The organism is Virgisporangium aurantiacum, from assembly GCF_016863635.1.
In the GTDB taxonomy this organism is placed as follows: domain Bacteria; phylum Actinomycetota; class Actinomycetes; order Mycobacteriales; family Micromonosporaceae; genus Virgisporangium; species Virgisporangium aurantiacum.
In genome coordinates this window covers 46,534-60,744 of sequence record NZ_BOPG01000009.1, presented here as the reverse complement: position 1 = coordinate 60,744, position 14,211 = coordinate 46,534, and the positions used below count along the sequence as shown (strand labels likewise).

Here is a 14,211-nt window from a genome sequence, read left to right as displayed (position 1 = left end):
GGCCGGACCCAGAGAGCAGGTACTACGTGTCGACTCAGGCATGGTGGCCCGGTGCGGCCATCTACCAGGTGTACGTGCGCAGCTTCGCCGACGGCAATGGCGACGGCGTCGGCGATCTCGCCGGCCTGCGGTCGCGCCTGCCGTACCTGGCCGAGCTCGGCGTCGACGCCGTATGGGTGACGCCGTGGTACCCGTCTCCGATGGCCGACGGCGGCTACGACGTGGCCGACTACCGCGCCATCGACCCGGCGTTCGGCACGCTCGCCGAGGCGGAGAAGCTGATCGAGGAGGCGCACTCCGTCGGCATCCGCATGATCATCGACATCGTTCCGAACCACGGGTCCACCGACCACGCGTGGTTCAAAGCGGCGCTGTCGGCGGGGCGCGGCTCGCCCGAAAGGTCGCGCTTCATTTTTCGGGACGGGCGTGGAGCGGACGGAGCTGAGCCCCCGAACCAGTGGGAGTCCATCTTCGGCGGGCCGGCGTGGACCCGCACCGCTGACGGCCAGTGGTACCTGCACCTGTTCGATCCCGGCCAGCCCGACTTCAACTGGCAGAACCCCGACGTGCACGCCGAGTTCGAGGACGTGCTGCGGTTCTGGCTCGACCGTGGCGTCGACGGCATCCGGATCGACTCCGCCGCCGTCCTCATCAAGGACTTCGACCTCGAACACCCCGAGTCCTACACCGACCGCGACGGCATCCACGAGATCTACCGGAGCTGGCGCCGGGTCACCGACTCGTACCCCGACGACCGCGTGCTGATCGGCGAGCTCTGGCTGCCCGACCACGAGCGGTTCGCCGCGTACCTGCGCCCCGACGAACTGCACACCGCGTTCAACTTCATGTTCCTCAGCGCTGCCTGGGATCCGGCCGTGCTGCGGTCGTGTGTGGACGCCACGCTGGCCGCGCATGCCCCGGTGGCGGCGCACGCCACCTGGGTCCTGTCGAACCACGACGTCACCCGGCACGTGACCCGCTACGGCCGGCCCGACACCACGTTCTCGTTCGGTGGCAAGCTCTTCGGCACCCCGAGCGACCTCGAACTCGGCACCCGGCGGGCGCGCGCCGCGGCGTTGCTGGCGATGGCCCTGCCCGGCGGCGTCTACGTGTACCAGGGCGAGGAACTGGGCCTGCCGGAGCTGGAGACCGAGATTCCCCACGAGCTGCGCCAGGACCCGTTCTATCAGCGGTCCAACTACACCGACCCGGGTCGCGACGGCTGCCGCGTGCCGATCCCGTGGAGCGGCGAGGCGTCACCCTTCGGCTTCTCCCCGGCCGACGCCCACGACCCGCCGTGGCTCCCGCAGCCCGCCGACTGGCGCGCGTACACGGCGACGGCGGAGGCGGCCGACCCGGACTCGATGCTGAACCTCTACCGGGCGGCCCTGAAGCTCCGCCGGGCCGAGGACGCGCTGGGCGCGGGGGAGATCACCTGGCGGGACGACGCCGCGGAAGGCACCCTGTCGTTCGACCGCGACCCCGGCTTCACCTGCGTCGCCAACCTGAGCGCCGACGCGGTGGAGCTCCCGCCGCATACCGAGGTACTGCTGACGAGCATTCCGCTGGAAGACGGCAAGCTTCCGAGCGACGCCACCGCCTGGCTACGGCGCTAGCGACCGGCCGGGCGGAGGCCCAACCGCTTGCCCACCAACGAGTCACGCCGGACGGCCAGGGTGTCGGCCACCGCCGTCAACGCCTTCGCCGCCGGCGACTCGGGGTCGGCGAGCACGATCGGGGTTCCGGCGTCACCCGTCTCGCGGACCTTCGGCTCCAGCGGGATCTGGCCCAGCAGCGGGACCTTCGCGCCGATCCCCTGGGTGAGGGAGTCGGCGACGGACTGGCCGCCGCCCTCGCCGAAGACGTTCATGCGGGTGCCGTCGGGCAGCTCCAGCCACGACATGTTCTCGACCACGCCGATGATGCGCTGGTGGGTCTGCAACGCGATCGCACCGGCCCGCTCGGCCACCTCGGCGGCGGCCTGCTGCGGCGTCGTGACCACGAGGATCTCCGCGCTGGGCAGCAACTGGGCCAGCGAGATGGCCACGTCGCCGGTGCCCGGCGGCAGGTCGAGGAGCAGCACGTCGAGGTCGCCCCAGTAGACGTCGGCGAGGAACTGCTGCAGCGCGCGGTGCAGCATCGGCCCGCGCCACACCACCGCGGCGTTGCCCGGGGTGAACATGCCGATCGAGATGACCTTGATCCCGAGGGCCGCCTGCGGCGGCATGATCATGTCTTCGACGCGGGTCGGCCCGCCGTCGACGCCCAGCATGCGCGGCACCGAGTGCCCGTAGATGTCGGCGTCGACCACGCCGACCGACAGGCCGCGCTTGGCCAGCGCCGCGGCCAGGTTCACGGTGACGCTCGACTTGCCGACGCCGCCCTTGCCGCTGGCCACCGCGTAGACGCGGGTACGCGACTCCGGCTGGGCGAACGGGATCACCGGCTCGGCACCACCACCGTGGCCGTGCCCCTCGTGGCCGCCACCACCGCCGCCGCGCAGCCGGGCCTGCAGCTCCTGGCGCTGCTCGGCGGTCATCGCCCCGAAGTCGATGTCGACGGCGGTGACGCCGGCGACCGACGTGGCCGCGGCGGTGATGTCTGTGCGCAGCTTGTCTTTGAGTGGGCAGCCCGACACGGTGAGCAGGATGCCGATGTGGGCCACCCCGTCGGGTCCAACCGACACCGACTTGACCATGCCGAGTTCCGTGATCGGGCGCCGGATCTCCGGGTCCTGGACGTTGGCCAGCGCGGTGGTGACGGCCTCGTCGAGCGTTGGTGCAGGGGCTGACATTCCAGCCATGCTACCCACCTACCGACGGGGCGCCGGCTCGTCCAGGACCTCGTCGTCGTCGTAGCCGTCGGCCGCGGCGTCGGCGTCGGCGATCGGCTCGGAGAGCGACGTGCTGGCGGCGCGCACCTGCTTGCGTATCTCCTTGCGGTCGGCCTTGCTGCGGCGGTGCGCGGCGTCGTCGAGTTCCTCGGCCATCCGGGACAGCTCGCCGCGGAGGAAGTCGCGGGTGGCGACCTCACCCATCGCGATCCGCAGCGAGGCGATCTCCCGGGCCAGGTACTCGGTGTCGGCCTTCTGGGCCTGCGCCCGTCGCCGGTCCTCCTCCATGGTGAGGCGGTCGCGGTCGGCCTGACGGTTCTGCGCCAACAGGATCAGCGGCGCCGCGTACGAGGCCTGCAACGACAGGATCAGCGTGAGGAACGTGAACGTGTACGGGTCGAACCGCATGCCCTTCGGGGCGACCGTGTTCCAGACGATCCAGGCCAGGATGAACACGGTCATGTAGACGAGGAACCGGGCCGTGCCCATGAACCGGGCGATGCCCTCGGAGAGCCGGCCGAACGCCTCCGGGTCCCAGCGCGGGAGCGAGATGCGACGCGGGTCGCGCGGCTGGTCGAGCCGCTGCCGGTCGGAAGCACGGTCAGCCATGGGAGACCCCGAGGTCGCTGGAGGCCACCACGCTGTCGCGGTCACGCCAGTCGCGGGGCAGCAGATGGTCGAGGACGTCGTCGACGGTGACGGCGCCGACCAGCCGGTCCTTCTCGTCGACCACGGGCATGGCGACCAGGTTGTAGGTGGCCATCCGCTGGGTGATCTCGCCGAGCGGCGCCGACGGCAACAGCGGGTCGAGGTCACTGTCGATCATGCCGCCGACCAGCGCCGACGGCGGCTCACGCAGCAGCCGCTGGAAGAACACCACGCCGAGGTACCGGCCGGTCGGCGTGGCCATCGGCGGCCGGGCCACGAACACCTGTGCCGCCACGGCGGGTGCGAGCTGGGGCTCCCGGATCCGGGCGAGCGCCTCGGCGACGGTGGCGTCGGGAGCGAGGATCACCGGCTCGGACGTCATCACCGAACCGGCCGTGCCCTCGGTGTAGGCGAGCAGTTGCCGCACCGGCTGGGCCTCGTCGGGCTCCATGAGGTCGAGCAGCGCCTCCTGCTCACCCTGGGGCAGCTCGGCGAGCAGGTCGGCCGCGTCGTCGGGGTTCATCTCCTCGAGGATGTCGGCCGCGCGTTCCGGTGCCAGCGCCGCGAGGATCTCGATCTGGTCCTGCTCGGGCAGCTCCTCCAGCACGTCGGCGAGCCGCTCGTCGTCGAGCGCCTCGGCCACCTCGAACCGGCGCTTCTCGCTCAGGTCCTGCAGGGCGTTGGCCAGGTCGGCCGGGCGCAGGTCGTGCAGCACCGCGAGGAGGCCGGCGATGCCGTGGTGGTCGCCGACGCCGGTGAGGCCGCGCAGTTCCGACCAGGCGACCTGGCGGAGCTGGCCGCGCCGGGTGAGCCGGCCGGTGTACTCGCGGATGGCCACCCTGGTCAGCGACCAGTTTCCGGCCCGGTCGAGCTCCATCGCGACGTCGGCGACCGCGGCGGCGGCGTCCGTCGCGACCACCGTGACGCGGCGGTCGAGCAGTTGCTCCAGCACGAGGAGTTCGCCCTGGCGCTTCTCGAACCGGCGCAGGTTGAGCGTGCCGGTGCCGAGCACCACCGCTTCCGGCTCGATCGCGTCGACCCGGCCGATCGGCAGGAAGATCCGCCGGCGCATCGGCATCTCGGCCACCAGGCCGACCACCCGGGGCGCGCCGGCGGCCCGGGGACGGGCGACCGCGTCGCGCACCCGCCCCACCTGGTCGCCGTTCGGGTCGAAGACGGGGATGCTCGCGACGCGGGCCAGGAAGATCCGGGTCGCGGTCGTCACCTCAACAGCCTAGGGGACGCCCGGTTACAGGGTCGGCTGCTGTGCCGCGTCCTCGATGGCGGTTGCCCTGGACGCGCGGGCCGCGCCGATCATGACCACCGCGACCCCGACGGTGAGAATCGCGAGACCGGGCACGCTGCGCGCATCGGGAAGCTGGTCGATCAGCAGCCAGCCGAGCAGCGTGGCGCCGGGGACCTCCAGGAGCAGCAGCACGTTGACGGTCGTGGCGGACACGCGCCGCAGCGAGTAGTTGACCATCGTGTGGCCGAGCAGTTGGGGGAACACCGTCGTGCCGACGATGGCGAGCCACGTCATGGCCGGGAAGTCGACCATCTCCGTGCCGGTGGCCAGGCACACGACCAGCAGCGCGAGCGCGCAGACCGAGTAGACGGTGGAGGAGTAGACGGTGGTGCTGACCACCGTGCGGGCCCGCTCGCCCAGCGCGAAGTACACCGCGCCGGCCACGCCGCCGATCAGCGCGAGCACGTCGCCGAGCACCGCTCCGCCAGTCAAGGAACCGGAGACCGCGAAGTCGGCGCCGGTCGCGAGAACCGCGCCGACGACCGCGATGGTGATGCCGATCCAGGTGACGCGCGGCAGCCGGGTGCCCTGCGCGGTGGCGATCATCGCCGACCAGATCGGGGTCGTGCAGACCAGCGCCGTCGCGGTCGCGACGGTCGTCAGCTTGGCGCTCGGCACCCACGTCCCGAAGTGGACGGCGAGCGCGAGCCCGCTGAGCCCGCACACCCCCAGCGTGCGGCGGTCGCGGGCGACCAGGTCGGCGAACTGGGCCCGGCCCCGGGTGGCGGCCGCCGGCCCGAGCACGGCGAGCGACAACGCGTTGCGCCAGAACGCCAGCGCGAGCGCCGGTGCCGCCGCGTACGCGATCAGCGGAGCGGACGTCGACACGCTCACCACCGCGACGCACAACGCGAGGACCACCGGAAAGCCGAGCCGGGACACGGTGCCCCATCGTGCCATGTTGCACAGAGTCGCAATTCAGACACGTTTGGTAGAAATCGAGGGCTGGGTACGTAGCGACAACTGTGAGTGACTTTCTGCTGACAGCGCGGCCCCGAGCCGTTGTCTTCGACTACTTCGGCACGCTGACCAGGGCCGTCCGGCAGGGCCCGGCACACGCCGAGATGGCCCGTCGCCTCGGCTGCGAACCGGAGCAGTGGCTCGACCTGATGTCGCGCACCTTCTACATGCGGGCCAGTGGCCGCCTCGGCCAGCCGGTCGACGTCCTCTACGGGCTGGCCATGGTCCTCGGCGCGCGACCGTCCCGGCACGCCGTGCGCTCGGTGCGCGGCGAGCGCGTCGCGACGGTCGGCGCCGACGGGCCGCTGCGGCCGGACGCCGTGCCGGTGCTCACCGGCCTGCGCCGGCGCGGCCTGCGCACCGCGCTGGTGAGCGACTGCTGGTACGAACTCCCCGAACTGTTGCCCGAGTTGCCGGTGTTCCCGCTGCTCGACGCGCGGATCTACTCGGTGCGGATCGGCCGGTGCAAGCCGCACCCGGCGATGTTCCTGGCGGCGTGCGACCGGCTCGGGCTGTCGCCCGCCGACTGCCTGTACGTGGGTGACGGCGGCAGCGAGGAACTCAGCGGCGCCGTCGCGGTCGGCATGCGCGCGATCCGCCTGGCCGCCCCGGACCTCGCCGGCCACCTGACGTTCCGGCCCGACACGGCGTTCCAGGGACCGTCGGTGGACTCGCTCAGCGACCTGCTGCCGCTGATCGACGGGCTGCTGACCGCTTCTGGTGGCGATCTTGGCCGGCCCGGCGAGAGAATCGACGTCTGATCCCGATCCTCCGGTATGGAGGAGGGCACCATGATCCCCTCTCGTTCCGCTGTCGACGTCGTGGTCGAGCCCGCCGACGGCGCCGCCCTGGTGCACCTCGCCGCGGCGGTGGTGCAGGCCCGGCTGGCTGGCCGGCCGGTGCCCGAGGAGACTCCGGGCCGCGCGGTCCTGGCGCTACCCGGCGCGTCGTTCGTCACGCTGGAGGCGGCCGGCAGGCTCCGCGGGTGCATCGGCACCATCGAGGCCGCCCGGCCGCTCTACCTCGACGTGATCCGCAACGCCGAGCGGGCCATGCGCGACCCGCGCCTGCCACCGGTCGAGGCGGCCGAGTGGCCGGCGCTCGACATCAAGGTCGCGGTGCTGACGCCCGGAGGCCCGATCCCGGCCGGTTCGCGGGCCGCGTTCGTGGCGGCACTGCGCCCCGGCGTCGACGGCGTGCTGATCACCGACGGGCAGCGCCGGGCCACGTTCCTGCCCGCGGTGTGGGCCAAGATGACCGACCCCGAGCGGTTCGTCGACGCCCTGCTGGCCAAGGGCGGCTGGCCCCCCGGTGACTGGCCGACCGGCCTGACCGCCTCGACCTACACCACCGCCGAGTACCGCGACCCCGCTCCGCGCGATCCGCTCTAAGCTGTGGCGATGGCGCATCCGCTGGTGGGCGAGGTCGGCAAGAAGGCGGCCGTGGCGTGGCTCAACGGAAGGCTCGCCTGGTGCGCCTGGTTCGACGACGCGCTCTACGTCGTGAGCGGGCCCGGTGAACAGGATCTGGGCGACCTCCTCGGCGGCGTCGAGGTCACCCTGCGGGGCGACCACGGCGGCCGGGTGGTCACCTGGGCGGCCGTCGTGTCCCGGGTCGAACCGGGCGGCGAGGAGTGGGAGAAGGTCGCCGCGCAGTTGGCCGGCAAGCGGCTCAACGCCGTCGGCACCACCGACGAGGTGGTCGCGCGGTGGGCGTCCGAATGCGGTGTCTACGCGCTGCGGCCCGGCGCCGACGCGACCACCGGAACCGACCTACCGGGCGGATCGCTCGCCGAACCGCCGCGCCCGACCCCGGCGGCCCGGGAGACCAAGCGGCCGTTCCGCCTGCACCGCGTCCGGCAGCCCAGACGTTAGGGGCTGGCCCAGCCGATGCCGACCGCGGCCAGGCTCGCGTCCCAGAGCCGCGCCGCTGTCTGCTGGTCCGTCGCGTGCGCGGCCGGCGTCTTCAACGTGCGCTTGACGTAGAACCCGCCCGGCTGAAGCTCGTTCGGTTGCGCCGACGCCAGCCACACCAGCGTGTCGGCGCCCTTCGCCGGGCTGATCAGGAACGGGTTGATCGAGAACAGCGGCCGCATCAGGGTGCCGGACGAGAACCGGCTACGCACGACGCCGGGGTGGAAGCTGACCGCGGTGACATCGGGCCAGCGGCGGTTCGCCTCCTGGGCGAACAGGATGTTCGCCGACTTGCTCGCGCTGTAGGCGGCCCAGCCCGTGTTCGCCGACAGGTTGGCCGGGTCGATCCCGCGGCTCTTGTGCACGTCGGACGACGTGACGACGAGCCGTCCGCCGCGCAACTGCTCCCTTACCAGGTGCGCCAGCAGGAACCCGCCGAGGTGGTTGACCTGCACGGTCTCCTCGTGACCGTCCACCGTGGTCTTCTTGCCCAGCACGACCAGCCCGGCGTTGCTGGCCAGCACGTCGATGCGCCGCAACCGTTGCCGCAACTGGTCGGCGAGCAGGTGCACGTCGTCGAGGCGGGTGAAGTCGGCCTCGTACGACAGCGGGCGCGGCCCGCCCGCGGCGGCGACCTGGCTCACGGCCTCGCGCAGCCGGTCCTTGTCCCGCCCGACTATGACGATGCCGGCGCCGCGCGCGGCGAGGGCCGTCGCGGCGGCGAGACCGATACCGGAACTGGCCCCGGTGATGAGAATGACCTGACCCGTGAGATCGCGCGCTGCCCCAGCCACGCGCCGAGGCTACCTGCGCCGCGGTCACCGGGCAGCGTCAGGTACTGGCGCAAGATAGACAGATGCGCTCCCGCCGTTCGTGCCTGGCCGTGCCGGGCTCCAGCGTCAAAATGCTCGGCAAGGCCCAGGGACTACCGGCCGACCAGGTCTTCCTCGATCTCGAGGACGCGGTGGCGCCGCTGGCCAAGCCGGCGGCGCGGAAGAACATCGTGGCCGCGCTCAACGAGGGCGACTGGGCGGGCAAGGCGCGCGTGGTGCGGGTCAACGACCTCACCACCGAGTGGACCTACCGCGACGTGGTCGAGGTGGTCGAGGGCGCCGGCCCGAACCTCGACTGCGTGATGCTGCCGAAGGTGCAGGACGCCGCCCAGGTGCAGTGGCTCGATCTGTTCCTCACCCAGATCGAGAAGGCGGTCGGCCTGGAGGTGGGCCGGATCGGCATCGAGGCGCAGATCGAGAACGCGGCCGGGCTGGTGAACGTCGACACGATCGCGGCCGCGTCGCCACGCCTGGAGACGATCGTCTTCGGACCGGCCGACTTCATGGCGTCGATCAACATGAAATCGCTGGTCGTGGGCGCATTGATCCCCGACTACCCCGGTGATCCTTATCACTACATCCTGATGCGGATCCTGATGGCCGCCCGGATGCACGACCTGCAGGCCGTCGACGGCCCGTTCCTGCAGATCCGCGACGTCGACGGGTTCCGCGCGGTGGCCAAGCGCTCGGCCGCGCTCGGTTTCGACGGCAAATGGGTGCTGCACCCGGGCCAGATCGAGGCGGCGAACGAGATCTACGCGCCCGCGCAGGAGGACTACGACCACGCCGAACTGATCCTCGACGCGTACGAGCACTACACGTCGGAGGCGGGCGGGCGGCGGGGCGCGGTGATGCTCGGCGACGAGATGATCGACGAGGCGTCGCGCAAGATGGCGCTCGTGATCGCGGCGAAAGGCCGGGCGGCCGGCCTCACGCGCGGATCACGTTTTGAGCCTCAGTAGGTGGAGTACGGGCTCGGCTCGTAGGTGCTGGCCGTTCCGACCGCGATCACGACCAGGATGACGTAGAGAGCGACGCCGATCATCGAGAGCGCGAACACGATCCAGCCGACGATCACGCCGGTGAGCGCCATGCCGTCGCCGTCTTCACCGCGCTCGCGGATCTGCTTGCGGGCGACGTGACCCATGATCGCGCCGACGATCGCGGGGAAGCCGCAGATGACGATGCTCGCCAGCGACACCACCATCGACGCGATGGCCAGACCGTTCGTCTGGCGGACCGGCATGGGCGTGGGGTAGCCGTACCCGTACCCCGGGCTGGCCGGAACGGCCGAGGCGGGGTAACCCGGGTACCCCTGGTAGTTCGGGCCCGGGTCGGAGTAGGGCTGGTTGTTCGGGTTCGGCCACGACTGGTCTGGCCAACCGCCCTGCTGCTGCCCATACGACATGTCAATGCCTCGCGAATCGAAGGAGTCTGCGGGCCAGCGTAGCCCGCCGGCACCACCTACCGGTGTCCCCCGTTGCGCCAGGCAATTGCACTGCGGGTGTTTCGTACCCGTTGTCGTTGCTCCGGCTCCGAACGCCAGGCAGGATCGGGCCTATGGTTTCCGACCCTCGAACCAGGCGACCCAACCTGCGTTCCGTCCCCACCGGCAGCAACGTGGAAGGTGGTGCCGGCGCCACGAGCCCCGACGAGGCCTTCGGCGACTCGTTCCCGGAGCGTCTGACCGGTCGCACGGCCCTGGTCACCGGCGCGGGCAGCCCCGACGGCATCGGGTACGCCACCGCGCGGCGGCTGCGGGGAATGGGTGCAAACGTGGCGATCGTGTCCACCACGCGGCGCATCCACGAGCGGGCCGGCGAGCTGGGCGTCACCGGGTTCGTGGCCGACCTCACGGTCGAGGCCGAGGTCGGCGCCCTCGCCGACGCGATCACCGAGCAGTTGGGCACCGTCGACATCCTCGTGAACAACGCCGGGCTGGCGAGCAAGGCCAGCCCGGAGGTGGTGCGCCCGGTCGCCCAGTTGAGCTACGAGGAGTGGCGCACCGAGATCGACCGCAACCTGAGCACCGCGTTCCTGGTGAGCCGGGCGTTCGTGGGCGGCATGACCGAGCACGGCTGGGGCCGCATCGTCAATCTCTCCGCCACCGCCGGACCGGTCAACGCGCTGCCGGCCGAGGCCGGCTACGCGGCCGCGAAGGCCGGCGTGGTCGGGCTCACCCGGGCGCTGGCGATGGAACTGGTCGCCGACGGCATCACGGTGAACGCGGTGGCGCCGGGCATCATCCACACCGGTGCGTCGACGCTCGTCGAGCTCAAGCAGGGCTACGGGACGCCGATGGGGCGGCCGGGCACGCCCGACGAGGTGGCGGCCACGATCGCGTTCCTGTGCTCGCCCAGTGCGTCGTACATCACCGGGCAGATGCTGGTGATCGACGGCGGCAACAGCGTCCGCGAGGCCCAGTACCAGTACTGACTAGCGGCGCGAGAGGTTGTACGAGGCCCGCACCACGGCCGTGCAGGTGTCTTCGACGTAGTCGATGCCGGCCGCCTCGGCCATCCGGCGGCCGTCTGGCGAGAAGATGCCCTGCTGGAGCCACACCGCCTTGGTGCCGATTTCGATCGCCTGCCGCACCACGTCGGTGGCGTCGGCCGACGGCCGGAACACGTTCACCAGGTCGACCGGTTCCGGGATCTCGGCCAGCACCGGGTAGCACCGCTCGCCCCAGATCTCCTCGACGTACGGGTTGACGGGTATCACCCGCCACCCGTGCTTGAGCAGCTGGTACGGCACCGCGTGCGCGGTCTTCTCCGGGTACCGCGACGCGCCGACGACCGCGATCGTCAACGCGTCGGAGAGGATGTCGCGGGCGCTTCTCACGTCGCCAACATTACGTCGCCACCGGCTCCAGGCGCCCGAGGAGAGCGCGGGCGGCGGCGAGCACCTGCGGCCGCTCGTAGGTGATCGCGTACTCGAACCGGCGGTGCCGGTCGGCGCCGGAATCGCCGAGGTCGCGGGCCACCAGCGCGGCGCTGAAGTACGGGCCGACCACGATCACGTTCCACTCGTCGCGGAGCGGATCGTCGGCGCCGAGCGCGGTGCCCCGCACCCCCGGCACGGGCTCGGCGCCGAGCCCGACGCCGAACGCCGCCACGAACGGCGACTCCTTGGCCAGCACCGAGTACCGGTGGGCGGTTGCCGGCGTGAACCGGACGGCGTCCTGGAAGCAGGTGAGCAGCACCGGCGGGTCGATGGCGTCGGCCGCCTTCGACTCCAGGTACCGCGTGGTGGTGAGCAGCGCCCGCTTGGACGTGCGCGCCGCCGGCCGGCCGCCGGCCACGATCTCGAACGGCGTTCGCGCGGAGGCGGCGGCGTCGGCCGGCGCGGGCATCTGCAGGGGACGCGTGGGAGCGGGCCGGGTCACGTACGGCAGCGCCGGTGCCAGTTGCGCCGGGCGGCCGAGCAGCCAGCCCTGCCCGAGCGTGGCGCCCATCGACCGGGCCAGCGCGAGGTGCGCCTCCCGCTCGATGCCCTCGGCCAGGATCAGCGCGCCGGTGCGCTCGGCGTGCGCGATCACCGCGTTGACCACCTGGGCGGTCTGCGGCGAGTCGGGGTTGTGCAGCAGCCGCAGGTCGAGCTTGACCACGTCGGGATGCACGAACGGCATCAGCGCCAGCGAGGCCGGTTCGGCGCCGACGTCGTCGAGCGCGACGCCGTGGCCGGCGGCCCGGTGCCCGGCGGTGGCCATCAGCAGCGCGGCCGGATCGGCGGCGACATCGCGCTCGGTGAACTCCATCATCACGCGGTCGTGCGTGCGTACGAACGCGGACAGCAGATCGGGCGGGCACGGCTCGCGCAGCGTGCTCGGCTCGACGTTGACGAACAGCACCAGGTGCGGGCTCAGCCCGGCGGCCGCGGCGCCCTGGTGGGCCTTGGCCCGGCAGATCCAGTCGAGCTCACCGGCGCGGCCGATGGCGCGGGCGGCGGCGAACATCGCCAGCGGATCCTGCCAGCGCGTGCCGGCCGGGCCGCGGCTGAGCGCCTCGTACCCGATGACCTCGCGCGTGTCGAGCCGCACGATCGGCTGGAACACCGTCCAGACGGCGCGGTCGTCGATGACCTGCGCGACGTCGGAGTACGTACGCGGGGGGTCGATGACCCCGACGGTGCCTGACGATGTCGACATGGTCTCCTACTCGGTTGGCGGAGCGGGCTAGAGCAGGGATAACTGGGTGTGACTCGGTTGTGGTTCACCACCTGATGCGGGTGGCATCCGGGCCGCCCGGGGCGTTTTCGGTGCCAGGCCGTGCCGCCGGGCGGCGCGGTGGACGCGTTCGCTGAGCTCGTTCTGATAGGCCGACGCCAGATAGGACCCGCGCACGTACAGCTCCCGGTACCGGGGCAGCAGGTGCGGGTGGTGCCGGCCGAGCCAACCTAGGTACCAGTCGCGGGCACCGGGACGCAGGTGCAGCGCGAGCGGCGTGATGCTCGCCGCGCCGGCCGCGACGATCGCGCGGACGGTGCTGTCGATCTGCTCGTCGGAGTCGCTGAGGCCGGGCAGCACGGGCGCCATGAGCACGCTGACCGCGAAGCCGGCGGCACTCAACCTGGCGACCACGCCGAGGCGGCGCCGCGGGCCGGGCGTGCCCGGCTCGACCGTGCGCCACAGCGCCTCGTCGACCGAGCCGACCGAGACGGCCAGGCCGACCTCGGTGTGCTGCGCGGCCGACACGAGCAGGTCGAGGTCGCGCAGGATCAGCGTGCCCTTGGTGAGGACGGAGAACGGGTTACCGAAGTCGCGCAGCGCCGCGAGGATGCCGGGCATGAGCCGGTAGCGGCCCTCGGCGCGCTGGTAGCAGTCGACGTTCGTGCCCATCGCGATGTGGGCGCCCCGCCACCTCGGCGCGGCCAGTTCCCGCCGCACCAGCGCGGGCGCGTTGACCTTGACGACGATCTTGGAGTCGAAGTCGTGCCCGGCGTCGAGGTCGAGGTAGGTGTGGGTGTTCCGGGCGAAGCAGTAGACGCAGGCGTGGCTGCAGCCCCGGTACGGGTTGATCGTGTACTCGAAGAACATGCGCGACGAGGCCGGCACCCGATTGATGATCGACTTTGCCTGGACCTCGTAGAAGGTCATCCCCCGGAACTCGGGTGTGTCGAACGTTCGGACGGTGGCGCCGGGAACGGTGCCGGGGAGAGCAAGCTGAGGCTTGCTCTCCCCGGCATGATCGCCGCTCGGAGGAGGGTCGAGCAGCAGTTGATCCCAACGCACCGGGGTATTCGAACACGTGTGCGAAGGAGTCGCAAGTCGCCTGGCCGGAGGCCCGCCTACTTGTTGCTGTGCTCCTCGGCGTTGGCCTTGACCTCGGTCATGTCGAGGCCGCGCACCTGCTCGATCAGCGACTCGAGGGCCCGCTCCGGCAGCGCGCCGGCCTGCTGGAACACCACGACGCCGTCGCGCACGGCCATCACGGTCGGGATCGAGCGGATGTTGAACTCACCGGCGAGCAACTGCTCGGCGTCGGTGTCGATCTTGCCGAAGGTGATGTCGGGGTGCTTCTCGGAGACGCGCTCGAAGATCGGACCGAACTGACGGCACGGCGGGCACCAGGTGGCCCAGAAGTCGAGCAGAGTGATCCCTTCACCGCCGGCCGTCTCAGCGAAGTTCTCGGCGGTAATGGTGACGGTTCCCATGGAGTGCTCCGATTCTTGAAGAAGTCATGGGCACAAACGACCCCGACCGCCATCAGCATTCCCACG

The 14,211-nt window shown here is 71.6% G+C and carries 16 protein-coding genes; 6 read left to right on the top strand and 10 right to left on the bottom strand.

Annotated elements, in window-relative coordinates:
• Positions 1 to 26: 26 nt before the first annotated feature.
• Positions 27 to 1,616, top strand: a complete 1,590-nt coding sequence (locus tag Vau01_RS06050) for a glycoside hydrolase family 13 protein (protein ID WP_239151349.1) — start codon at positions 27 to 29, stop codon at positions 1,614 to 1,616.
• Here the strand turns inward: Vau01_RS06050 and Vau01_RS06045 are convergent.
• Genes Vau01_RS06045 through Vau01_RS06030 form a run of 4 tightly spaced genes read right to left on the bottom strand, consistent with a single transcriptional unit; the run spans position 1,613 to position 5,687 of the window.
• Entirely contained in the window at positions 1,613 to 2,794 is a 1,182-nt protein-coding gene (locus Vau01_RS06045) for an Mrp/NBP35 family ATP-binding protein (RefSeq protein ID WP_203988155.1), read from the bottom strand. The genes Vau01_RS06050 and Vau01_RS06045 overlap by 4 nt on opposite strands.
• 18 nt (positions 2,795 to 2,812) lie before the next feature.
• Complete coding sequence (locus Vau01_RS06040) at positions 2,813 to 3,442, bottom strand: DUF1003 domain-containing protein (protein WP_203988154.1); 630 nt, start codon at positions 3,440 to 3,442, stop codon at positions 2,813 to 2,815.
• The gene (locus tag Vau01_RS06035; RefSeq protein WP_203988153.1) at positions 3,435 to 4,706 is read right to left on the bottom strand and encodes a magnesium transporter MgtE N-terminal domain-containing protein; all 1,272 of its coding nucleotides are present in this window, start codon (positions 4,704 to 4,706) and stop codon (positions 3,435 to 3,437) included. The genes Vau01_RS06040 and Vau01_RS06035 overlap by 8 nt, the downstream gene beginning before the upstream one ends.
• A 24-nt stretch (positions 4,707 to 4,730) precedes the next feature.
• A complete protein-coding gene (locus tag Vau01_RS06030) occupies positions 4,731 to 5,687 on the bottom strand; it encodes a DMT family transporter (protein ID WP_203988152.1) in 957 nt (318 codons plus the stop codon).
• A gap of 65 nt (positions 5,688 to 5,752) precedes the next feature.
• Here Vau01_RS06030 and Vau01_RS06025 point away from each other — a divergent pair, with 65 nt between their 5' ends.
• Genes Vau01_RS06025 through Vau01_RS06015 form a run of 3 tightly spaced genes read left to right on the top strand, consistent with a single transcriptional unit; the run spans position 5,753 to position 7,621 of the window.
• Complete coding sequence (locus tag Vau01_RS06025; protein WP_239151348.1) at positions 5,753 to 6,508, top strand: HAD family hydrolase; 756 nt, start codon at positions 5,753 to 5,755, stop codon at positions 6,506 to 6,508.
• Between the two features lie 30 nt (positions 6,509 to 6,538).
• Positions 6,539 to 7,138: an AmmeMemoRadiSam system protein A gene (gene amrA, locus Vau01_RS06020; RefSeq protein ID WP_203988151.1), complete on the top strand. Its 600-nt coding sequence runs from the start codon at positions 6,539 to 6,541 to the stop codon at positions 7,136 to 7,138.
• A gap of 9 nt (positions 7,139 to 7,147) precedes the next feature.
• The gene (locus tag Vau01_RS06015) at positions 7,148 to 7,621 is read left to right on the top strand and encodes a hypothetical protein (RefSeq protein ID WP_203988150.1); all 474 of its coding nucleotides are present in this window, start codon (positions 7,148 to 7,150) and stop codon (positions 7,619 to 7,621) included.
• On the opposite strand, the gene Vau01_RS06010 is transcribed toward Vau01_RS06015, so the two are convergent.
• Positions 7,618 to 8,454 carry an SDR family NAD(P)-dependent oxidoreductase gene (locus Vau01_RS06010; RefSeq protein WP_239151347.1) on the bottom strand — a complete coding sequence of 279 codons (837 nt, stop codon included), beginning with the start codon at positions 8,452 to 8,454 and terminating at the stop codon, positions 7,618 to 7,620. The two genes, Vau01_RS06015 and Vau01_RS06010, sit on opposite strands and share 4 nt — an antisense overlap.
• 62 nt (positions 8,455 to 8,516) lie before the next feature.
• Here Vau01_RS06010 and Vau01_RS06005 point away from each other — a divergent pair, with 62 nt between their 5' ends.
• Complete coding sequence (locus tag Vau01_RS06005) at positions 8,517 to 9,455, top strand: HpcH/HpaI aldolase/citrate lyase family protein (RefSeq protein WP_203988149.1); 939 nt, start codon at positions 8,517 to 8,519, stop codon at positions 9,453 to 9,455.
• On the opposite strand, the gene Vau01_RS06000 is transcribed toward Vau01_RS06005, so the two are convergent.
• The gene (locus Vau01_RS06000) at positions 9,449 to 9,901 is read right to left on the bottom strand and encodes a DUF4190 domain-containing protein (protein WP_203988148.1); all 453 of its coding nucleotides are present in this window, start codon (positions 9,899 to 9,901) and stop codon (positions 9,449 to 9,451) included. The genes Vau01_RS06005 and Vau01_RS06000 overlap by 7 nt on opposite strands.
• 152 nt (positions 9,902 to 10,053) lie before the next feature.
• On the opposite strand from Vau01_RS06000, the gene Vau01_RS05995 reads away from it, so the two are divergent.
• Complete coding sequence (locus tag Vau01_RS05995; RefSeq protein ID WP_203988147.1) at positions 10,054 to 10,929, top strand: SDR family NAD(P)-dependent oxidoreductase; 876 nt, start codon at positions 10,054 to 10,056, stop codon at positions 10,927 to 10,929.
• Here Vau01_RS05995 and Vau01_RS05990 read toward each other — a convergent pair whose 3' ends face one another.
• Genes Vau01_RS05990 through Vau01_RS05975 form a run of 4 tightly spaced genes read right to left on the bottom strand, consistent with a single transcriptional unit; the run spans position 10,930 to position 14,145 of the window.
• Positions 10,930 to 11,334: a CoA-binding protein gene (locus Vau01_RS05990; RefSeq protein ID WP_203988146.1), complete on the bottom strand. Its 405-nt coding sequence runs from the start codon at positions 11,332 to 11,334 to the stop codon at positions 10,930 to 10,932. It abuts the gene before it with no gap.
• 10 nt (positions 11,335 to 11,344) lie between these two features.
• The gene (locus tag Vau01_RS05985) at positions 11,345 to 12,640 is read right to left on the bottom strand and encodes a sensor domain-containing phosphodiesterase (RefSeq protein WP_203988145.1); all 1,296 of its coding nucleotides are present in this window, start codon (positions 12,638 to 12,640) and stop codon (positions 11,345 to 11,347) included.
• Positions 12,641 to 12,667: 27 nt separating this feature from the next.
• Positions 12,668 to 13,723 carry an Rv2578c family radical SAM protein gene (locus tag Vau01_RS05980; RefSeq protein ID WP_203988144.1) on the bottom strand — a complete coding sequence of 352 codons (1,056 nt, stop codon included), beginning with the start codon at positions 13,721 to 13,723 and terminating at the stop codon, positions 12,668 to 12,670.
• Between the two features lie 56 nt (positions 13,724 to 13,779).
• Positions 13,780 to 14,145, bottom strand: coding sequence for a thioredoxin family protein (locus Vau01_RS05975; protein ID WP_203988143.1), 366 nt, complete (start codon positions 14,143 to 14,145; stop codon positions 13,780 to 13,782).
• Positions 14,146 to 14,211 lie beyond the last annotated feature (66 nt).

Coding starts and splice junctions, on each gene's coding strand:
- Vau01_RS06045 (WP_203988155.1), bottom strand. CDS start 2,794: ATGTCAGCCCCTGCACCAACGCTCGACGAGGCCGTCACCACCGCGCTG.
- Vau01_RS06040 (WP_203988154.1), bottom strand. CDS start 3,442: ATGGCTGACCGTGCTTCCGACCGGCAGCGGCTCGACCAGCCGCGCGAC.
- Vau01_RS06030 (WP_203988152.1), bottom strand. CDS start 5,687: ATGGCACGATGGGGCACCGTGTCCCGGCTCGGCTTTCCGGTGGTCCTC.
- amrA (WP_203988151.1), top strand. CDS start 6,539: ATGATCCCCTCTCGTTCCGCTGTCGACGTCGTGGTCGAGCCCGCCGAC.
- Vau01_RS06015 (WP_203988150.1), top strand. CDS start 7,148: ATGGCGCATCCGCTGGTGGGCGAGGTCGGCAAGAAGGCGGCCGTGGCG.
- Vau01_RS06005 (WP_203988149.1), top strand. CDS start 8,517: ATGCGCTCCCGCCGTTCGTGCCTGGCCGTGCCGGGCTCCAGCGTCAAA.
- Vau01_RS06000 (WP_203988148.1), bottom strand. CDS start 9,901: ATGTCGTATGGGCAGCAGCAGGGCGGTTGGCCAGACCAGTCGTGGCCG.
- Vau01_RS05995 (WP_203988147.1), top strand. CDS start 10,054: ATGGTTTCCGACCCTCGAACCAGGCGACCCAACCTGCGTTCCGTCCCC.
- Vau01_RS05985 (WP_203988145.1), bottom strand. CDS start 12,640: ATGTCGACATCGTCAGGCACCGTCGGGGTCATCGACCCCCCGCGTACG.
- Vau01_RS05975 (WP_203988143.1), bottom strand. CDS start 14,145: ATGGGAACCGTCACCATTACCGCCGAGAACTTCGCTGAGACGGCCGGC.